Source organism: Candidatus Nitrosocosmicus agrestis (assembly GCF_008389435.1).
Classification (GTDB): Archaea; Thermoproteota; Nitrososphaeria; order Nitrososphaerales; family Nitrososphaeraceae; genus Nitrosocosmicus; species Nitrosocosmicus agrestis.
Genome location: NZ_VUYS01000006.1, coordinates 79,859 through 97,666, shown reverse-complemented (window position 1 = coordinate 97,666; position 17,808 = coordinate 79,859). Strand labels below are relative to the sequence as shown.

The following is a 17,808-nucleotide window of genomic DNA, read 5'->3' as shown; positions in this document are numbered from 1 at the left end:
GCTTTCGCATACTTTTTACTTTCCGTTCGTTGTGAACTATATACGTGAGTTCTTTTACCTATCTTATTGCTCATGTTCAAAGAAAACCTATGATCATTTATATACTATAGTTTTTACCTTGGGAATTATTGTGAGGGTACGATTAAAATTAAATGAGAAATAATAAATTTATAACACGTTAAATCTAGAAGCTATCATTGAAGCTGAAACTATTACCTGTTATATTAATTGTCTTTTTATTCGGTATTTTAATTAATATTATTCCTCAAAGTCATGCGTATTTACAAAATGATAATAAAACTGGAGGGTTTGCAGATTTCATAAAGTTTATCAGATTTTCTAATGAAAATGTTGCTTACCAACAAGTTAGTAATGGCCAACTTGATTCTTATTTTTTTCAAATTCCTCTTCAGTTAGTTGAATCAGCTAAGAAAAATCCAAATCTAAAAGTTTATGAAAAAGAAGGTTTAACCTATGGATTACTCTTAAATCCTTCAAATACATCAAAATCTTTAAATCCATTTTCTATCAGGGAAATAAGATTCGCATTAAACTTTCTAATCGATAGGAATTTTATTGTTAATAATATTCTTAAAGGATTTGGTGAGCAGATAGTCGAGCCTTATGGTTCTCGCTCCCCTGAATATTATAATGTTCTGCCAGTCATAGACCCGCTTAAAATTAGGTATGATCAACAGTTTGCGAAAGACAAGATCAATAGAGCAATGACTGAGGCAGGTGCAACCTTAAGCTCTTCAGGAAAGTATATTTTTAATGGTCAACCTGTATCTGTGAAGATTTTAATAAGAAATGATGACTTGTTGAGAAAGTCATTTGGTGATTACGTTGCCTCCGAGATTGAAAAGGCGGGTTTCATTGTGGTAAAGGAATATGGTGACTTAACCAAGGCAAATCGCATAGTGTATGGGTCTGACCCATCTGATATGGAGTGGAATTTGTATACTGAATCTCTTATTTCTAACTCATTCTCTCGTTATAACCCTGGTTCTGTAACCCAAATGTATGCACCTTGGTTTGGCAATATGCCAGGGTCCCAAAACCCGAATTATTGGCAATACGCAAATTCAACAATAGATAATTTAACTCAAAGACTAATCTTTAATAATTTTACATCAGAGCCTGAGCGAAATCACTTATTACAAGAATCTGAAGAGGTAGGGATTAATGAAGCTGTAAGATTGTTTTTTGCTAGATCATTTGATCCATATATAGCATCCAATAAGATAAATGGATTGATAAATGATTATTCAGCAGGGATAGCGAATACGTTATCATTAATAAATGCAATAAAAAGTTCGACTAACAATTCGACCCTAAATATTGGTATGATACAGGTCTATCAAGGAGCCTGGAACAGCGTCAAGGGTTGTAACGATTTTTATTGTCGCATTATATATTCCCTAATAACTGATACTCCAACTTTTTCTAACCCTTATTCTGGAGATCCAGAACCTTTAAGAAATGAATGGACAAATGTTTTCTCTGGTGACTACAATGACACCATATCTGTACCTGGAGATTCTATCACCTGGGATCCTTACCAACAAAAATGGCAAAACTCTACCGATAATGATACCGCATTAACCAAAGTTAGTCTAAAACCTATTTTCTCAAATTGGCATAATGGAATATCGATGGATAAGTATGATTTATTATATTCGTACTATTTTCCTTTTGAATGGTCTACAGATACTAAAAATGGCGATAATACATTTGATTCTGAGTATGCTAGCTTGGTTTTTCCAACTTTATCCTTGATAAAGGGGGTGAAATTTTATAATAACGGAACTTTTGACACATATTTGGATTTGTGGCATTACGACAAAAAACAAATTCCTTCTTATGGTACCTTGTGGCCTTCTGAGCCATGGGAGATAACGGCTGCCTCTGAGCGCTTAGTATCAAACAATAAATTATCTTTTTCAAAAACGGATGCCAATATCAAAGGAATCGATCAACTCTCCCTAAACCTTCCTGTTCAAGCGGACATGATTAAAAATGAACTTATTAAGATGAAAAGTGAAAAATATGTTCCTAATCCGTTGAAAGGATTGGTTTCATTAGATTATGTAATGAAGAGATATGATGCATCAATAAGTTGGATTCAAAATCATCACAATGCCATAATCGGTAACGGTCCTTACTACCTAGAAGAATTTAATCCAACTGGCGGAGTAGTAACCTTAAATGCTTTTAGAGATGGCTCTTATCCTTTTAAGGTTGGAAAATTTTCAATTTATGAAAACGCTCCCGAGTTATCGATAGAGAATGTAAATGTTCCTAAATTTATTCGAATTGGGCAATCTTTTGCGTTTGCATTAGATATAAAATCGAAAAACACTTCAGGCGAGTTTCAACCCTTTAAAGGCTTTGTTGATTATTTCTTAACAGATAGAAATGGTAAGGTTGTAGCACAAGATAAGGTCAAAATAAACATGACCTCAGTGTTAAATTCTGAAAATGTCAATAAATCACAATCTGATCGGCCAATAAATATCTATCTTAGTTCTAACCAGACTCAATCCCTCGACCCTGGACCATCAAAGCTTAAGATTATAGTTACTACTTTCGAATCACCAAAACCAGTAATACGCGAGGAAACACTACTTGTTAGACCATGATCAAGATATATTGTAAAAATTTGAACTCCTATTTCAGGTAAAGATGAATGAGTTTATTTATTTTTTTTATTAAGAAAATTTTAATACTCTTTCTGGTTTTGATAATAACCTTACTACTAACAATTGTATTATTAGGATCTACTATAGACAAAATTATGGCGGATAACATTAGGATTCAGGTGTTAAATTCATTGTCAAATTCTCTTTCAGAGAATCAGAAATTAAATCAGTTTGAAAATTTATCCCAGCGACAAGCTTTTGTAGATCAGCAGATTCAAGCTCAAGTTAAAAGTCTTGGGTTGGATCAACCTTGGTTTTCACCCATAAAGATCCTGAATAGTTTGTATCAGATTTTAACCTTAAATCTTGGTAATTCTAGATTCTTTACCACCTATGATGGTTCCAGTAGTGTAAATAATCTAATTATGGAGAAGTTACCCAATACCATACTCCTTTTTACTACTTCTTCATTAACTATAGTTGTTTTGGGTATCATAGCCGGGGCATATTTGACTAAAAAATCTGGGAAGGTTACTGATAAGATTATCGCTGGGATGGCATCTTTGAGTATGAGTATGCCGCCATGGTGGTTCTCCATGATCATGATAGTAATATTTTCTTTCTTCCTTCAAATATTCCCTGCTAGATCTACTCCTGTAATCGCTCCGGATTCCCCTGGTTATCTTAATGACTTGATCTACCACATGGCGTTACCTTTTATTACCATTGTACTAATGGGCTTCTCTTCTTCAATCTATTATGTAAAGTATGTAGTATTGCGTGTAATTGATGAGGATTATATCAAATCTCTTGGCGTGATTGGAATACCGTCTCGAAAGATTTTGCTCAAACATGCCTTAAAAAATGCTGGTCCTCAATTAACAACAATGTTGGGAATAGGGATAACAGCCACCCTGGGAGGGTCTATTCTTATCGAAGAAATTTTTGATTGGCCAGGAATGGGAAATTTGTTTTACAATGCAATAGTACAAAACGATTCACCATTGATAATAGGATTGGTTTATTTTTTTACATTATTATATTTAGTCACAAGATTGGTGCTCGATCTAACAATTTCATTTATAGATCCTAGGATTAAAACTGAGGAATAAATAAAGTTGGGGAATCAGTTTTGAATAAAATAAGGCGGTTGAAAATCAATGAATTCAAGGGTGGGCTATTAGGCATAGTACTTTTGTTTTTTTTGATAACTATTACTTTATATACCTTGATTTTTATTCCTGCATCTGAGCGATCTGAATGGAATAATCCCTCTTTTTGGATAGATTATCCAAAAAATGCAGAACCCGTATGGGTAAATTATTTTTTGACATTCTTTAACCAACAATTACCAGAACATGTTGTCCTTCCTAAAGAAGGTGCTATAGAATCTAGATACGCAGAAGGACCTGATTACAAAATTCAAAATTATACTTTTGAATATAATATGAAGTATGATGAATTTCCTTCTGCTTTTTCCATACCATACAGCATCCAACTTGGACAAATTCCACCCGTCATTGAAGTTTCAGTGCAAAGACCAGACGGAAATGAACTCGTATTGTATTACAATTCTTTAGACTCTGCTCCGCTCAGTGGGTCTAATTTTTCCAATCAGAATTCCTCATCATCACAAAGCTCAAATGAAGATTCCATTATTGACAACTCTACCCCCTCTGGTTTAAGAGAAATGACATCAAATATCGTGTCTCAACGACTCTTTTCTACATCAAGTGATATAATCCAATCACTTTCAGATTACTCCAATTTATTCAATTTCTCTATTAGTGGTTTGCCAGCAGAGAAGGTAATTTTTTCAAGCCAGAACAATAACGTTCCTCTTAAGGGTACATATAAATTTGTTATTTCAATCTATTCATTTGATAGTGACACTACTGCGCAGGATATTAAGGTAGTAGTAGAAGGAAAAACTTTTGGTATGTTGGGTACAGATGATCTTCGAAGAGATATCTCATTTGGAGTAATGATCGGTACTCCAGTAGCGTTATTGATTGGAACAACTGTTGCTGTATCCTCAACAATGATAGGTCTCTTTTATGGATTAATAGCGGGATATAAAGGTCGCAGATTAGGGACTGCTATGGTTATTATTATTGATATATTTCTTTCTATACCTACAATGGTAATCTTTATCATATTATCCTTAAATTTTGGTAAGAGTTTGATTTTTTTGATTGGCTTATTTGTGTTGTTTGGCTGGCCTGGATTAGCTTTAATCAATAGAACTTTTAGTATTCAGATTAAAAATTATCCCTATGTTGAAGCATCCAAACTAATGGGGGAGTCAGATATTCGTATTGTCTTTAGACACATTGTTCCACAACTAATTCCCTTTACTTTAGCAAATTTTGCACTCTCGGTTCCGGCCGCAATTTTGGGAGAATCAGCACTTAGCTTTTTGGGGTTTGGTGATCCTTCATTTCCAACTTGGGGACAAATGCTACAGGACGCGCATTTTTCATCCGCTGAAATATTAGGATACTGGTGGTGGATAATACCGCCGGGGTTAATGATTTCTATTACAAGTATCGCCTTCATCCTTATTGGTAGATTTTTAGAAAATAGGGCTAAAGTCAGTAAAAGGAGATGAAGTAAGTTTGAACGTGTGTTTCATCTTCTTATTAGGTCTACTTCCCTCCCATTACTGTCATATGCGTGGATATCGCTTTCGTCATATGGATGACATATAATTATGGAGATTAAACCATAAAAGTGATTCAAGTCCTCCAAAGAAGGTTGGCTAGATCCACTAGGGTGTGAATGGGCCGTACCAACGTATTTTAAATCAAATGGAAGTTCATTAATGGGAAAACCAGAATAAAACGGCCCATGAACTGAAAAAGGTGGGATAACTAAATTATTTATTAAAATTTCAGTTCTTTTTCTTTCCCCCTCTAAGATCAGGATTCCTTCATAGGGGTGATGCATTTTTGAATATGATATCAATCCATCAATTACGTTACTAGTAATTGTAACAACTTTCTTTATTTTCTTAGGCTCCACATCATTTCTATCATTTCCCTTTTTGAAAAAACCAAAACGCATATGTAATATCCGTTACACTATAATAAAAAACTAAAACCTGATAAGCATTAAAATACAATCACTTCTCAATATATCTATTTACTCGAACAATTTTATTTTATATTTCTCTAGGCAATAAAATAACAAACTTTTAATATTTTTGAAAAGCTATGTCTCTTAGTTTGATTTACAGGATTATGATTATACTTATCTTATCAACTTTTGTCCTACTTTCAGGAGTTGTTTTATCTACTCATGCTCAAATTCTTCCGCAAAATAATAATCCTGCTGCCACAACTCCTGAACCTATTTCAACTTCATCACCAGTCAAAAATCCTTACGGAATTAGAATCACAGATCCAACTAATGGTAAACAATTTTTCATCAATGGAACAAATTATTATAATGATGATGGTCAAAAACTCAGTGTAAAGGGATTTTCTGTTGCTAATAGTGGAAATTTAACTAATTGCGACGTTTCTTTAGTAACGAATAACAAATTTCCTTATCAACCGGCCAACGGTACTGGACCTCAGGGTAAAGATGATTATTCAAAATGGAGTTATACATTCGGTTCAAAATACGCAAATTTACATGAAGGATCAAATAAGATTACTTCCAAACTAACTTGCGAATCCGGATCTGCTAAGGCATATTACAGCGTAAACATAACTGGGGTAAAATTCAATGGAACAATTCCTAAACCCACAACAAGTCTTAATCTGGCAAGTCAACCGAATGTCTCTACTACTCCAACACTAAATTATTCAAAATTGGAGAATAAACCTAACAATTTGTCCGGTGATACTTTACATAAAAGTAATTTGGAGAACATAGATATTCCTGTTACTAATATTCGAATTAATTCTCCAATAAATGGTGCTACGATAAACGTGGATGAACCAATAACCGTTAACGGTACATCTGAATATCCATCAAATTATGATTGCGAGGTCATGGTAGCGGCCGGAAATTCTGCAGGTGTAATCGCCCCTGCAAGTGCAAACCACTCTAATTTTAAAACCACTTTGCCTTTTGGGAATAACGGAACTGAAGATTACAGAGAATGGGGCACAGTTTTAGAACCTGGTACTACAACACTCAAAAATGGTTCAGAATCCCTTACAGCAAAACTCCAGTGTTATTCTCCATTATCATCAGTGAAATTTGCAAAGGTGAATGTCATTGCTAATTCTCCAATACCTGCTGAACTAAAGACGATGGATGTGAGTATAGACAAAAGCGGAGAAGGATTGAATCAAAGAATAATTATTGGAGCTAGTGATGCAGAGACTAATGAACCCCTTACCCAAACTCTAATAACTGGATCTATAAATGATAATAAGTTTTCAGGTTCGACTAATACAGAAGGTAAGTTTACAACAACTATCTCATCAGATGTTTTAGAGTCTGGAGACACGATTAACGTTTCAGTCACAGTTACAAAAGATGGTTACAAACTGAAAAAAACTAGTACATCTTTTGAGGGGACTCCTATAAACCCGAGCGAAACCCCAGCCGAAAGGCCTGAAGAACCCTCAACTGAAAGATCAGATAACGAAAAAGATTTAACAGATCGAATTTTTGATGATGTGCAAAAACAGCTTAGTGATCAAGGAATCAATATACCCCTTCCCTTTGGTTAAATTAAATTTTAAAACTGCGTTAATACCCTTTTTCACTTAGCAGCAACAGTAGGCCAGTTTAGGTTAAAATTTTATTAGTGTATAAATAACAAAGTTATTATTCTCAATTATTCCAATATTTTTGAAATTAAATTAATGGCACTAAATGATTATAAGTTTCTCGTACTTGAATTGGGTATTGCAATTCTTGAGAATGAGAATTCAGTTGTCTACTTTAAGAAGTTTGAAAATCCATACGAATCACATCTAAAGTTAAAAGATAATAATTATGCTGATCTCAGAGAAAGTTTGGAATTCTTTAGTGAGAAGCCTCACCTTATTTCAACGAATTATCCTGCTACTACAAGTTTTCTTAAAGACTTTTCAGAGAATGTAGAAAGAATCTCTAGTCGAGATGAAAAAGCATTTCAATTAAACAAGCTAAATCTATATCTGTCTTTGCCTGAAGTTTCAATGGACCAAAATAAGGCAAAAAAAAGCTTAGTTGCAGAACTGAGAAATTTTGCATTGGAATGGTCATCCTTGAAAATCCAGGAAGCTTCACAACAACTTGATTTACATATTAGTCAATCAATTAATGGCCTCGACGAAATTGACAAGATTCTCAATACCGTAGGGACTAGGATGAGGGAATGGTACGGATTGCATTTTCCGGAACTAGATAACTTGTTACAGAACATAGTGACTTTTGCGCAAATAGTTTCACAGGCAGGAAGGAGGGAAAACATTACAAAAGAATTTCTTACAACCTTGGACATTCCCGATAACAGAATTGATATAATTATTCAAACTTCATTAAGGAGCAAGGGTGGAAAAATTACTGACGAGAATTTAGTTATTCTTCAAAGCCTTGCTACACAAGTTATATCGCTAAATCAGATAAGGAAAACTTTGGAACAGCATGTAGAATCTACGATGGAGGAAGTCGCACCAAATTTGAGAGAACTATTGACTGCATCGGTAGGAGCAAGATTAATAGCAAAAGCGGGAAGTTTGAAGAGATTAGCCTCATTGTCGTCAAGCACAATTCAGATTTTGGGTGCAGAAAAAGCTTTATTTAGAACCTTGAAAACAGGTGCAAATCCACCAAAACATGGTTTACTGTTTCAACATCCTGTTATCCATTCTGCACCTAAATGGCAACGCGGAAAACTGGCGCGAGCCATTTCTGCAAAAGCTGCCATAGCAGCAAGAGTGGATCTTTTTAACCATAATCCCCAAACTACAAGTTTACTGACTACCAAACTCAACAATAGGATCGTTGAAATTCAGGAGAAATACAAAGAACCCCCTCTTTCACAGAATAATCATTCCAGACAGGGAGAACAGTTCAAAAGGAGTAGAGATTTCAAACATTTTGATAGGAAAAAAGGCAAGCGATTCACTAAGAATATTCCTGGAGAAAATAAAACAAGTCAACCACGAGACAGGGATTTTTCTTTTAAGAAAAACAAGAATAAAAAAAGACACCATAAATCTAATAAAAAATGAGATAATGTATTTAATAAAGAGGGTTTGGGAAAATGAATCAATTGTCATTTGTTATGAAATTTGATAATGGATCGTATGCTATTCTAGAGGATAGTTCAAAGCAACGCTACTTGGCGACTCAAAACTTTGATGTTGGAAAAAGTGTTTATGGTGAGAAAATTGTAAAAATGGATGATGTTGAATATAGACTTTGGGAACCATATAGAAGTAAATTAGCTGCTGCTTTGTTAAAAAACCTGGAAAATACTCCTATATTGGAGTCTTCTACAGTCCTGTACTTGGGCGCATCAACTGGTACAACAGTAAGCCATGTATCAGATATTTTAGGCCCAAAGGGAATTGTTTTTGCTGTCGAGCCCTCATCTAGGGTAGCTAGGGAATTACTAGAAAATGTGGCGGTTAGAAGAAGTAATGTTATCCCAATCATTATGGATGCTAGAAATTACCTCCAATATTATTCATATTTTGGAACTGTTGATACAGTTTATTCTGATATAGCTCAACCAGATCAAACAGATATTGCTATAAATAATTGCAAGAGTTATCTGAAGCCAGGAGGATCTTTACTTATCATAATCAAAACCAGAAGTATTGATGTACTAATGGATCCCAAATTGGTAACCAAAAATGAGGCCAGGAAGCTAGAAAAAAATAATTTTGAGATTTTGCAGACGATTAACTTGGAACCATTTGACAAGGATCATTCTTTAATACATGCAAAATATATGGGATGAACTGAGTCCACTTAATATTAAAGTAATTTTGTCTGGTATTTTTTGTTTGCTAATAATTTAACAGGCGCCCATGTGAATCTAATGTGCTCTTTAAATGCCTTATTTTGAACATTGTCTTTTAGAAAAGTCTTGGTAATTGGATCCGAAGGATATCCAGAACCTATTCTGATACCAAATCTGGTTTCTAAAAGAGATATTTCTCTGTCTCTAGTAACTTTAGCTATAATTGATGCTGCAGCTACCGCGGTGTTATCTTGATCTGCTTTATGAAAACAGTATATTTTTACGCTTTTATTTTTCATATTCTCCAGAATGGATCTCTTAAATCTATCCAAATTCACATCACATGCATCAAAGATTATTTTGTCCACTACAAGGTTATCTGAAACCAGAGTCATAAATTGCACCTCTAGTGAATTTAGTTTTTTGAGCTGAACATATGAATCAATTATTTTTGGTTTGATTTTGCAAACGAATATGGACTTTGCCCTCAAAATTATTTTTGGATATAGTTTTTCTCTCGTTCTTGGTGTAAGACTTTTTGAATCAAGAACTCCTTCTCCTTGCAAGATTTGGATATTCTCTTTATCAAGCGATACTCCTGCAATCACTAGTGGACCAATTACTGATCCTCTACCAGCCTCATCGATTCCTCCTAAAAGCAAATATGTCTAAATAAGTTCTAGAGTATAAATACCCTGGATCCAAAATCAAATTTCCTTTTATTTGTCGGAAAATCCCTCGGCAACAACTTGAAAAATCCATCAAGTTGATTACTAATACAAATACCCTACTTTTACAGATATATTATATAAGTTATTGATAATTGATCTTTTATCAATAACTAAAGATAGTAACTGCCGATATCTTATTTCAAGGTATTGAAACATGAGGCGACATTCAGGTTATATATTGATGATATAGTTCACAGATGAAATTTGATTTGAATAATTCTTGTTTAAATTTAAATAAATTAGGGATTTAAGAAATGAACTTTGAAAAGTTTTCATGTCTAGTTCATGGATTTCAATCATCGAAGGAAAGACGCAGATCCTTGTTCCTTCGGCATCAATTTATCAAAGTGAACCTTCTAAGTATCCTGCATTTTTTAACACTGCAGCAAGGTTTAATCGTGATATCTCTATTTTCCTTTACAGAAATTCATTTGATAAATCAAGGAAAAATTTATCCTTTGTGGATTCCCTCTCGGGGGTAGGTTCTAGAGGTCTAAGAGTTGCCAAAGAAATCCCTCAAATTCAATCAGTTATCTTAAATGATTACAATTCAATTGCTCTCCAAGCATCTAAAGCAAGTGCAGTAATAAATGATGTATTTCACAAATGTAAGTTTTCAAATAAGGAAGTTTGTTCGTTCTTAAGTAATTCGAACATTTGGGATAACAGATCTTCCATAATCGATTTGGATCCTTTTGGTTCACCCTCTCCTTATATAGACTGCCTGTTACGATCGGTCGAAAACGAAGGCATAATTTCAGTCACTGCAACAGATACTGCCGTGTTATTAGGCGTCTATCCACACGTGTGTTTTAGAAAGTATTATGGATTGCCCATCCGATCAAAATATAGTTTAGAGGTTGGTACAAGGTTGCTTATATCAAATATTGCACTGGTTGCATCTCGATTTGATCTTTTCGCCTTTCCTATTTTTGCCCATGCCTACAGGAATTATATACGTGTTTATTGTAAGATTGTAAAATCTGCAAAGAAGGCAAATCGATTATTTGAAAATCTTGGTTATGTTCAACACTGTTTTAATTGTGGCAATCGAAATTTTTTCAAGGAAATACCTATCGTTACTACCTGCAGCAATTGTAAAGGGAAAACGCATTTGGGAGGGCAGATGTGGATAAGGGAGATATTTGATAAGGATCTAATGGATAGATCTATATTAGATGTAAGAAATCGACTTGCAGAAGGGCAACCTCATGGGTCATGCAAGAAAAATCTTGAACTTATTCAAACCTTTTTTTTTGTGGCCAAAAATGAACTTGATAATATTCCCTTTCATTATCTGAATGATGAATATGGGAAACTATTTAAGAGACAAACTCTACCGCTCAGTAAAATTTTCGATCTGTTACAACAACAAGGATATAGATCAAGCCCTACCATCTTTTCAAATTACGGTTTTAAAACAGAAGCAAGCATGACTGACATCAAAAGTGTACTAGATAAGGTTTGAAATAGACTACTATAATAACTACACATTCATTTATTCAATTTTAAATTGATACATTTCTTAAAGTTGTTCAGAAATTGAGGTGGAGGTGATCTCAGAAGATGGAATAATATTGATTTTGTGATATTTACCGTTCTTCTTTATAAGGTATTCTAATCCATCTTTTATTTTAGGTAGAGATCTGATTCCAAGCTTGCCCAAATAGACTTGAGGAATTGTAGAAATGACAATGATTTCATATTTGTCCTTGATTAATTGAAGATAATTGAGATGCTCTATATCTTGCATGTAATTGTATTTATTTAGACCAGACAAGTCCAATCTTCCATCTATGTATCTCGATAATGCCCCAGTCCCAATTCCTTCCCTATTTTCAGATAACAATATAATGGTTCCATTTTGTGATATTGCGTGAATATTATTCCAAAGTAGGTTCATACTTTCACCTAGACTCCTCTGAATATTATAATTAGTTTCTCCAGAAAATATTCCTGATTTTGAATTTTTACACTCAACAGTGGATTTTTGCTTAAATTGAGAAGTTGACTTTAGGAAGGACTGACTAGTATTCTCAAAATGTAATGAATCTATACCATGCTTATCTGATATTACATTAATCATTTGATACCCTGTTTTTGCTGTATATTCCATCGCTATCTTTAGTGATTCCGTCTGCTGACCTGGACAGGGGGCATTACCGATTATTGTTGGATAAATTTCATTCATTACTTCGGGATTACACTTTCGAATTAATCGCGAGTGAGTTCCTGCGAATCCAAACATCGGATCATATTCTAACTTGTCAACTAGTATAATGTTCTGAAATGTTGAAATTTTGTCGTTAATCTGATTCGAGGAAATTCTTGTTATATTGCTCTTTTGGTCTAGAATCATGTGTCTCATTCTTTGAGAAAACGGTGGAGAAACTATGCATATTTCCCATGAATTGATATTCATTTCTATTAATTGATCATGGAAGATATTAATTATTGGTAACATAGATTGGAAAGGGGTAATAAACAGTATCAATGTAGATTGTTCAATTATCGTGTTATCCTTGATAGCTGTTTGGATTTCTTCGTATCTCATCGATTCAAAATTTGGTTTAGTGATTTTTAAAATATTTTCATATTTTATATCTAAAATTATTTCAGTTTCTCCGTACCCCAACCATATTTCTGGCATAGTTATATTGCCGTGGAAGTAACTTATAAAATCGAAGAACTACTACCTTAATTAACTTGAGCATAAACGGCAATATTGAAGTATTGAAGGAAGATTTAGTCATGTTTCTTTTTGATAAAGGTGCCATTAAGGTTGGAGATTTCACACTTTCAAGCGGATTGCGCAGTACATTTTATTTAGATTTGAGGATCTTACAAAGCTATCCGGTTTTTTTTAGAAAGTCGATATCTTTACTTAAAATGCTTGTTCTTTCTCATATTGGTTACGATGGATTTGATTTTATATGTTCTATTCCTACTTCCGGGACCATATTCGGATCTGCTTTAGCCTATGAACTTTTTAAACCCCATTCCTATTTGAGAAAAGATTCAAAGTCCTACGGTACAAAAAGAAAGTTGGAGGGAGTGATTGATTCTAAATCCAATATGATTTTTGTTGATGATGTAGTAACAACTGGCCAATCAATAATTAATGGGGTTAATTCAATTACTGAATCCAAAATTTGTGGAGTGTTTGTGGTTGTAAATCGAGGCCAAGGTGCTGATAAGCAATTTAAAAAAATGGGTATTAAACTTTATAGCGCTGTCACTATTTCTGAAATCTTTAATATATTACATAAGAAGAAAAAAATCTCAAATAAGGAAGTTCAGTCATTTTTTGATGAACTTGGATAAAATTATCCTTCGTAAATCATCAGATTTTTTTCTTCCAACAAAGTGTGCAAGTTAGTTACTGCTCTGTAAACTTCAGTTTCCTTCTTTGCGCCCGTGCAAACTAGCTTTCCACTGGCAAATAGTAAAATAACAGTTTTTGGATCCAGCATTCTATGTATTAAACCTGGGAATTGTTCAGGTTCATACATGCTCCTAGGTAAGATCCTTGCAGCCAATTCTAAATGGATCTTTCCACCCAAACTCGCTGATGCAACAATATTTTGTATTTCTATGATAGGGTCGTTTTCAATAGGTATGCCACCTTTCCTTAATTTTTGTACTACATTTCTAACTGCCTTAATTGCTTGCTCTTCTGATTTAGCCCCTGTACAGACCATCTTACCTGAGCTGAAAATTAAAGTCGCAGTTTTGGGAGCCTTTAGTCTAAAAACCAATCCTGGAAATTGATCAGGATGATACTCAACATCGGGAAATATCTGAGTAATTAAATTTAAATTTACAGTTTGATTTACCGTTGCTGATGCCACAACGTTTTCGATACTTACCATAGGTTTTGTTTGGGGCATATTTTCTTTTCCTTGGGTATATAAATACTCGATATAAATATACCTTTATGTGATATTGTCAAATTTGATCAATATCTATAACAGATTGCTGATTCATGATTTTTAGACGGTAGTAGCAATCATTCGAAATTTGAGTCAGTTCATGAGAAAATACTATAATATTAATATACAATAAAGACAAAACCTATTAATTCAATATTAAACAATTTCGGATTTTTTTTTAATAGTAGAAATTATATAAATATTTAGGAGCTTATACTTGATTTTGATTAAAAATAGATTTTATTATTATTAATTATGTTAATATGGTATTTATGATAAAACATGTGCATGATTATTTTTACTGACAATTTACATAGATTCCTTGGTTTTTCCTTAAAATTAGTAAATTTATCCTCAAATGAGTTAGCAGTAGGCAGAATTTGAATATTCTCAGTTAGTTGTATATTTTGAAGTTTGAATATAATAAATTCCAATATTTAGACATTAATGTTTGTTCATACAACGCACATTTTTAATATCTCTAAAGAAGATTGAATTGCATGATCAACGATAAAAGAATTGATAAAGATTCACTAGGTGAAGTGGAAGTTCCGATTGATGCATACTATGGACCATTCACATCACGCGCCAAGAAACAGTATAAAATTACAAACATTCCCCCACATAGAAACTTCATTAGGGCATTTGTTATGATAAAGAAGGCTGCTGCAATTACAAATAAGCAATTAAAGGCATTACCAGTCGATATTGCAGATGCAATTGTACAATCTTGTGATGAAATTTTGACAGGAAAGTTGCTAGATCAATTTGTAATTGAGACATTAAATTCTGGGGCCAGCACTGCCTTTAACATGAACTGCAATGAAGTAATAGCTAATAAATCTCTTGAAATTTTGGGTAAGAAAAAAGGGGATTATAATTCTATAAGTCCAAACGATCATGTTAATATGTCACAATCTAGTAATGATACAACACCGACAGCTATTCATCTTTCAGTACTAATGAATTGCTATGAACTCTTACCTATACTTGATAATCTTATTGTTTCTCTCTCTAAAAAATCAATTGAGTTTGCAGAGGAGATCAAAATCGGGAGAACCCATTTGATGGATGCTATTCCAGTTACAATGGGAAAAGAATTTGGTGCATATTGTTTTGCTATTCAAAAATGCAAAGATTTGATAATAAAATCTATGGATGACTTGTATTTTGTTGCTTTGGGGGGCACCGCAGTGGGGACAGGTGCTAACACACCAAAAGGGTATCAAGAATTAGTTGTGTCAAATTTAGCTAAAATTTCTGGATATCCATTAAAACCTTCAACAAATCTATTTTTTTCGTTACAGAGTAAACTAGAAGTGGCAAATATCTCATCCACCATCAAAAATCTAGCATTAGAATTAACCAAAATAGCAAATGATATTCGACTAATGGCTTCAGGACCAGTGGCAGGATTTTCTGAAATTACTATCCCGGCCGTCCATGCAGGATCTTCCATAATGCCTGGAAAAGTAAACCCCTCTTTATCAGAAAGCTTGAATATGATTTGTTTTAGCGTTATAGGTAATGACCTTGCAGTCAGTCTGGCTGCTCAAGCTGGTCAATTTGAGCTCAATGTAATGCTAGGTGGCATAGCAAAATCGCTCTTAGATTCTACAGATATGCTCATAAATTTTCTTCCTGTCTTCACTCAGAACCTGATTGATGGAATTCAAGTAAATAGAGAAAAGCTACAAGACTATGTTCAGAAAAGTCCTGTTCTAGTTACGCTATTGAATCCCATTATAGGGTATTTAAAAGCTGCTGAAGTTTATAAAGAAGCGCTATCAACCAATAAGAGTATTAAAGAAGTTGTGCTTGCGAAAAATCTTATGACTTCAGAGCAGTTCGATAAGGCGCTTTCTAAGGAGAAGATAATTTCTTAAATATTATGATTTGAAATTTGCATCCTTGTCGAAACCGCATTGGTTGCAGTGCTCAAATTGTTCTCCATCCAGGTGATCAAAATGAGTACCACATGATAAACATGTATGATGTGAGTCATTATATCCATCATTTGCAGTGAAATCGTTACTTATGAGACCAGTGCTTTTGCATTTGATGCATCTGCAATTACATTCCATCTTTAACCTAACTCCCCAAATTATAAAATTGTATGTTTAAATTATATTCAATTTTACCTTAATCATAAAAAATGATTTATATCAAAACCTTATGCATTGAACTATCGATTTTTGTTGTAGTTCTATGGTTATTAAATGCTGGAGAAATTGGATTCTCTGATGCTAATCCCAATGATAACAGAACCTCATCTACAGTGAGAATTGATGATATGAATATAACAGCTATACTTGCTTTGACTCCAGAAGAACAATCAACTGGTCTGGCCATCAAAGAAACAATGAAAGAAAATGAAGGGATGTTATTTGTTTTTGATACACCAAAAAAATATTCGTTTTGGATGAAGGATATGAAATTTCCTATAGATATAATTTGGCTAGATTCCAAAAAGAAGATCGTTCATATTGAAGATAGATTAGAGCCGTGTGTGTTTCTATTACCTTGTCCTTCTTATGCTCCTACTACTGACTCGTTATATGTATTAGAAGTAGTTTCAAATTTCACAAACAAACATGAAGTTAGAATAGGAGATCAAGTGCTTTTTGATAGTAGAAATATATAGCCTTTTAGGTTTTGAAACTATCTACAAGTTTGTTATGATAATTGCTTAAACATTGAATTTTTGAATCTTGGTCATTTTCAAGCTTGTGGATTTTTTTCATTTGTTTTGAGTCATAGATTGTCTTTAAGAAATTATAGCAAGTTTCGCAAACATACAAAGTACAGTAAATTTATGATAATTATTTTTATAGGTTTGGAATTGTTGGTGTTAATAATTTAAGCACCCGATTATCCATTGTCCACTTGATGTATAAGTTAACACTTAAAAATAGGTGTCATTTTAGAGTATTTGTCATGGCTGCCCGCAAAAGTACTACTAGGAAAATTAGATTGTTGAAGAAAATTAAGCAAAATAGACCGGTGCCAGCCTGGATTATAATTCGAACTCATAGACACGTTAGAACAAATCCAAAGCGTAGGTCTTGGCGTAGGTCGGATGTTAATATAGGATAGGTATGTAGGAGGTAAAATGTATGTCAAATGTAGATGAATCCATAGCAAGAATTTATACAATAAATTTTAGTAAAGCTTGGTTAACACCAAAACACAAGAGAACAGATCGTGTGATAAACATGATAAAGGAATTTGCTATTAAACATATGAAAAGTTCTCAAATAAAACTCGATCAGGAACTAAATAGGTACATATGGCAAAAAGGGAAAACAAATCCTCCTCGAAAGGTGAGGGTGCGTATAGTGAAAGATGAAGATGAACAGGTTATTGTGTCACTCTATGAGGATATTCAAATCGAGTCTGAATCTAAAGCAAAATCTTCTGGAGTCCAAAAAGAAGAGAAAGAGGATGCCGAGTTAAACAAAAACATGTCAGATAACCAAGACAAGAGTTAAGAATATCTTAACCTAAATTTTATTAGTTAGTTTTTCGATTTAATTAATTTTTTTTTCTGCTATTGAATTTGTAATTGGCTGGGAAAATTATTT

At 33.6% G+C, this 17,808-nt stretch carries 16 protein-coding genes; 12 read left to right on the top strand and 4 right to left on the bottom strand.

What is annotated here, in order from left to right; all coding sequences use genetic code 11:
- The first annotated feature begins 197 nt into the window (after window positions 1-197).
- The 3 genes from F1Z66_RS05395 (at window position 198) to F1Z66_RS05385 (ending at window position 5,253) form a co-directional block, all read left to right on the top strand.
- On the top strand, window positions 198-2,642 hold the full coding sequence (locus tag F1Z66_RS05395; protein WP_149862584.1) for an ABC transporter substrate-binding protein: 2,445 nt from the start codon (window positions 198-200) through the stop codon (window positions 2,640-2,642).
- Window positions 2,643-2,833: 191 nt separating this feature from the next.
- Window positions 2,834-3,754, top strand: a complete 921-nt coding sequence (locus F1Z66_RS05390) for an ABC transporter permease (RefSeq protein ID WP_159357292.1) — start codon at window positions 2,834-2,836, stop codon at window positions 3,752-3,754.
- A 20-nt stretch (window positions 3,755-3,774) separates the two neighbouring features.
- Window positions 3,775-5,253, top strand: coding sequence for an ABC transporter permease (locus F1Z66_RS05385; RefSeq protein ID WP_149862582.1), 1,479 nt, complete (start codon window positions 3,775-3,777; stop codon window positions 5,251-5,253).
- Window positions 5,254-5,273: 20 nt separating this feature from the next.
- Here the strand turns inward: F1Z66_RS05385 and F1Z66_RS05380 are convergent, their stop codons facing one another.
- On the bottom strand, window positions 5,274-5,708 hold the full coding sequence (locus F1Z66_RS05380) for a Mov34/MPN/PAD-1 family protein (protein ID WP_149862581.1): 435 nt from the start codon (window positions 5,706-5,708) through the stop codon (window positions 5,274-5,276).
- 149 nt (window positions 5,709-5,857) lie between these two features.
- On the opposite strand from F1Z66_RS05380, the gene F1Z66_RS05375 reads away from it, so the two are divergent.
- The 3 genes from F1Z66_RS05375 (at window position 5,858) to F1Z66_RS05365 (ending at window position 9,558) form a co-directional block, all read left to right on the top strand.
- Complete coding sequence (locus F1Z66_RS05375; RefSeq protein ID WP_159357293.1) at window positions 5,858-7,333, top strand: hypothetical protein; 1,476 nt, start codon at window positions 5,858-5,860, stop codon at window positions 7,331-7,333.
- 135 nt (window positions 7,334-7,468) lie between these two features.
- On the top strand, window positions 7,469-8,824 hold the full coding sequence (locus tag F1Z66_RS05370; RefSeq protein ID WP_149862579.1) for an NOP5/NOP56 family protein: 1,356 nt from the start codon (window positions 7,469-7,471) through the stop codon (window positions 8,822-8,824).
- A gap of 32 nt (window positions 8,825-8,856) precedes the next feature.
- Window positions 8,857-9,558 carry a fibrillarin-like rRNA/tRNA 2'-O-methyltransferase gene (locus tag F1Z66_RS05365; RefSeq protein ID WP_230207462.1) on the top strand — a complete coding sequence of 234 codons (702 nt, stop codon included), beginning with the start codon at window positions 8,857-8,859 and terminating at the stop codon, window positions 9,556-9,558.
- A gap of 17 nt (window positions 9,559-9,575) precedes the next feature.
- Here the strand turns inward: F1Z66_RS05365 and rnhB are convergent, their stop codons facing one another.
- Window positions 9,576-10,223, bottom strand: a complete 648-nt coding sequence (gene rnhB / locus F1Z66_RS05360) for a ribonuclease HII (RefSeq protein WP_149862578.1) — start codon at window positions 10,221-10,223, stop codon at window positions 9,576-9,578.
- A gap of 343 nt (window positions 10,224-10,566) precedes the next feature.
- On the opposite strand from rnhB, the gene F1Z66_RS05355 reads away from it, so the two are divergent.
- On the top strand, window positions 10,567-11,760 hold the full coding sequence (locus F1Z66_RS05355) for a tRNA (guanine-N1)-methyltransferase (protein WP_149862577.1): 1,194 nt from the start codon (window positions 10,567-10,569) through the stop codon (window positions 11,758-11,760).
- A 57-nt stretch (window positions 11,761-11,817) separates the two neighbouring features.
- Here the strand turns inward: F1Z66_RS05355 and F1Z66_RS05350 are convergent, their stop codons facing one another.
- Window positions 11,818-12,942 carry a hypothetical protein gene (locus F1Z66_RS05350; protein ID WP_149862576.1) on the bottom strand — a complete coding sequence of 375 codons (1,125 nt, stop codon included), beginning with the start codon at window positions 12,940-12,942 and terminating at the stop codon, window positions 11,818-11,820.
- A 56-nt stretch (window positions 12,943-12,998) separates the two neighbouring features.
- Here F1Z66_RS05350 and F1Z66_RS05345 point away from each other — a divergent pair, with 56 nt between their 5' ends.
- Window positions 12,999-13,616 (top strand): orotate phosphoribosyltransferase, encoded by a 618-nt coding sequence (locus tag F1Z66_RS05345; RefSeq protein ID WP_149862575.1) that lies wholly within the window; start codon window positions 12,999-13,001, stop codon window positions 13,614-13,616.
- A 2-nt stretch (window positions 13,617-13,618) separates the two neighbouring features.
- Here F1Z66_RS05345 and F1Z66_RS05340 read toward each other — a convergent pair whose 3' ends face one another.
- Window positions 13,619-14,182, bottom strand: coding sequence for a TATA-box-binding protein (locus F1Z66_RS05340; protein ID WP_149862574.1), 564 nt, complete (start codon window positions 14,180-14,182; stop codon window positions 13,619-13,621).
- 542 nt (window positions 14,183-14,724) lie between these two features.
- On the opposite strand from F1Z66_RS05340, the gene F1Z66_RS05335 reads away from it, so the two are divergent.
- The 4 genes from F1Z66_RS05335 (at window position 14,725) to F1Z66_RS05315 (ending at window position 17,715) form a co-directional block, all read left to right on the top strand.
- The gene (locus F1Z66_RS05335; RefSeq protein WP_149862573.1) at window positions 14,725-16,110 is read left to right on the top strand and encodes an aspartate ammonia-lyase; all 1,386 of its coding nucleotides are present in this window, start codon (window positions 14,725-14,727) and stop codon (window positions 16,108-16,110) included.
- Between the two features lie 269 nt (window positions 16,111-16,379).
- On the top strand, window positions 16,380-16,868 hold the full coding sequence (locus F1Z66_RS05325; RefSeq protein ID WP_149862571.1) for a DUF192 domain-containing protein: 489 nt from the start codon (window positions 16,380-16,382) through the stop codon (window positions 16,866-16,868).
- 293 nt (window positions 16,869-17,161) lie between these two features.
- Window positions 17,162-17,320, top strand: coding sequence for a 50S ribosomal protein L39e (locus F1Z66_RS16395; RefSeq protein WP_144734863.1), 159 nt, complete (start codon window positions 17,162-17,164; stop codon window positions 17,318-17,320).
- 20 nt (window positions 17,321-17,340) lie between these two features.
- Window positions 17,341-17,715, top strand: coding sequence for a 50S ribosomal protein L31e (locus F1Z66_RS05315; RefSeq protein WP_149862570.1), 375 nt, complete (start codon window positions 17,341-17,343; stop codon window positions 17,713-17,715).
- Window positions 17,716-17,808 lie beyond the last annotated feature (93 nt).

Coding starts and splice junctions, on each gene's coding strand:
- F1Z66_RS05365 (WP_230207462.1), top strand. CDS start 8,857: ATGAATCAATTGTCATTTGTTATGAAATTTGATAATGGATCGTATGCT.
- F1Z66_RS05375 (WP_159357293.1), top strand. CDS start 5,858: ATGTCTCTTAGTTTGATTTACAGGATTATGATTATACTTATCTTATCA.
- F1Z66_RS05350 (WP_149862576.1), bottom strand. CDS start 12,942: ATGCCAGAAATATGGTTGGGGTACGGAGAAACTGAAATAATTTTAGAT.
- F1Z66_RS16395 (WP_144734863.1), top strand. CDS start 17,162: ATGGCTGCCCGCAAAAGTACTACTAGGAAAATTAGATTGTTGAAGAAA.
- F1Z66_RS05340 (WP_149862574.1), bottom strand. CDS start 14,182: ATGCCCCAAACAAAACCTATGGTAAGTATCGAAAACGTTGTGGCATCA.
- F1Z66_RS05370 (WP_149862579.1), top strand. CDS start 7,469: ATGGCACTAAATGATTATAAGTTTCTCGTACTTGAATTGGGTATTGCA.
- F1Z66_RS05325 (WP_149862571.1), top strand. CDS start 16,380: ATGATTTATATCAAAACCTTATGCATTGAACTATCGATTTTTGTTGTA.
- F1Z66_RS05355 (WP_149862577.1), top strand. CDS start 10,567: ATGTCTAGTTCATGGATTTCAATCATCGAAGGAAAGACGCAGATCCTT.
- F1Z66_RS05315 (WP_149862570.1), top strand. CDS start 17,341: ATGTCAAATGTAGATGAATCCATAGCAAGAATTTATACAATAAATTTT.
- F1Z66_RS05335 (WP_149862573.1), top strand. CDS start 14,725: ATGATCAACGATAAAAGAATTGATAAAGATTCACTAGGTGAAGTGGAA.
- F1Z66_RS05380 (WP_149862581.1), bottom strand. CDS start 5,708: ATGCGTTTTGGTTTTTTCAAAAAGGGAAATGATAGAAATGATGTGGAG.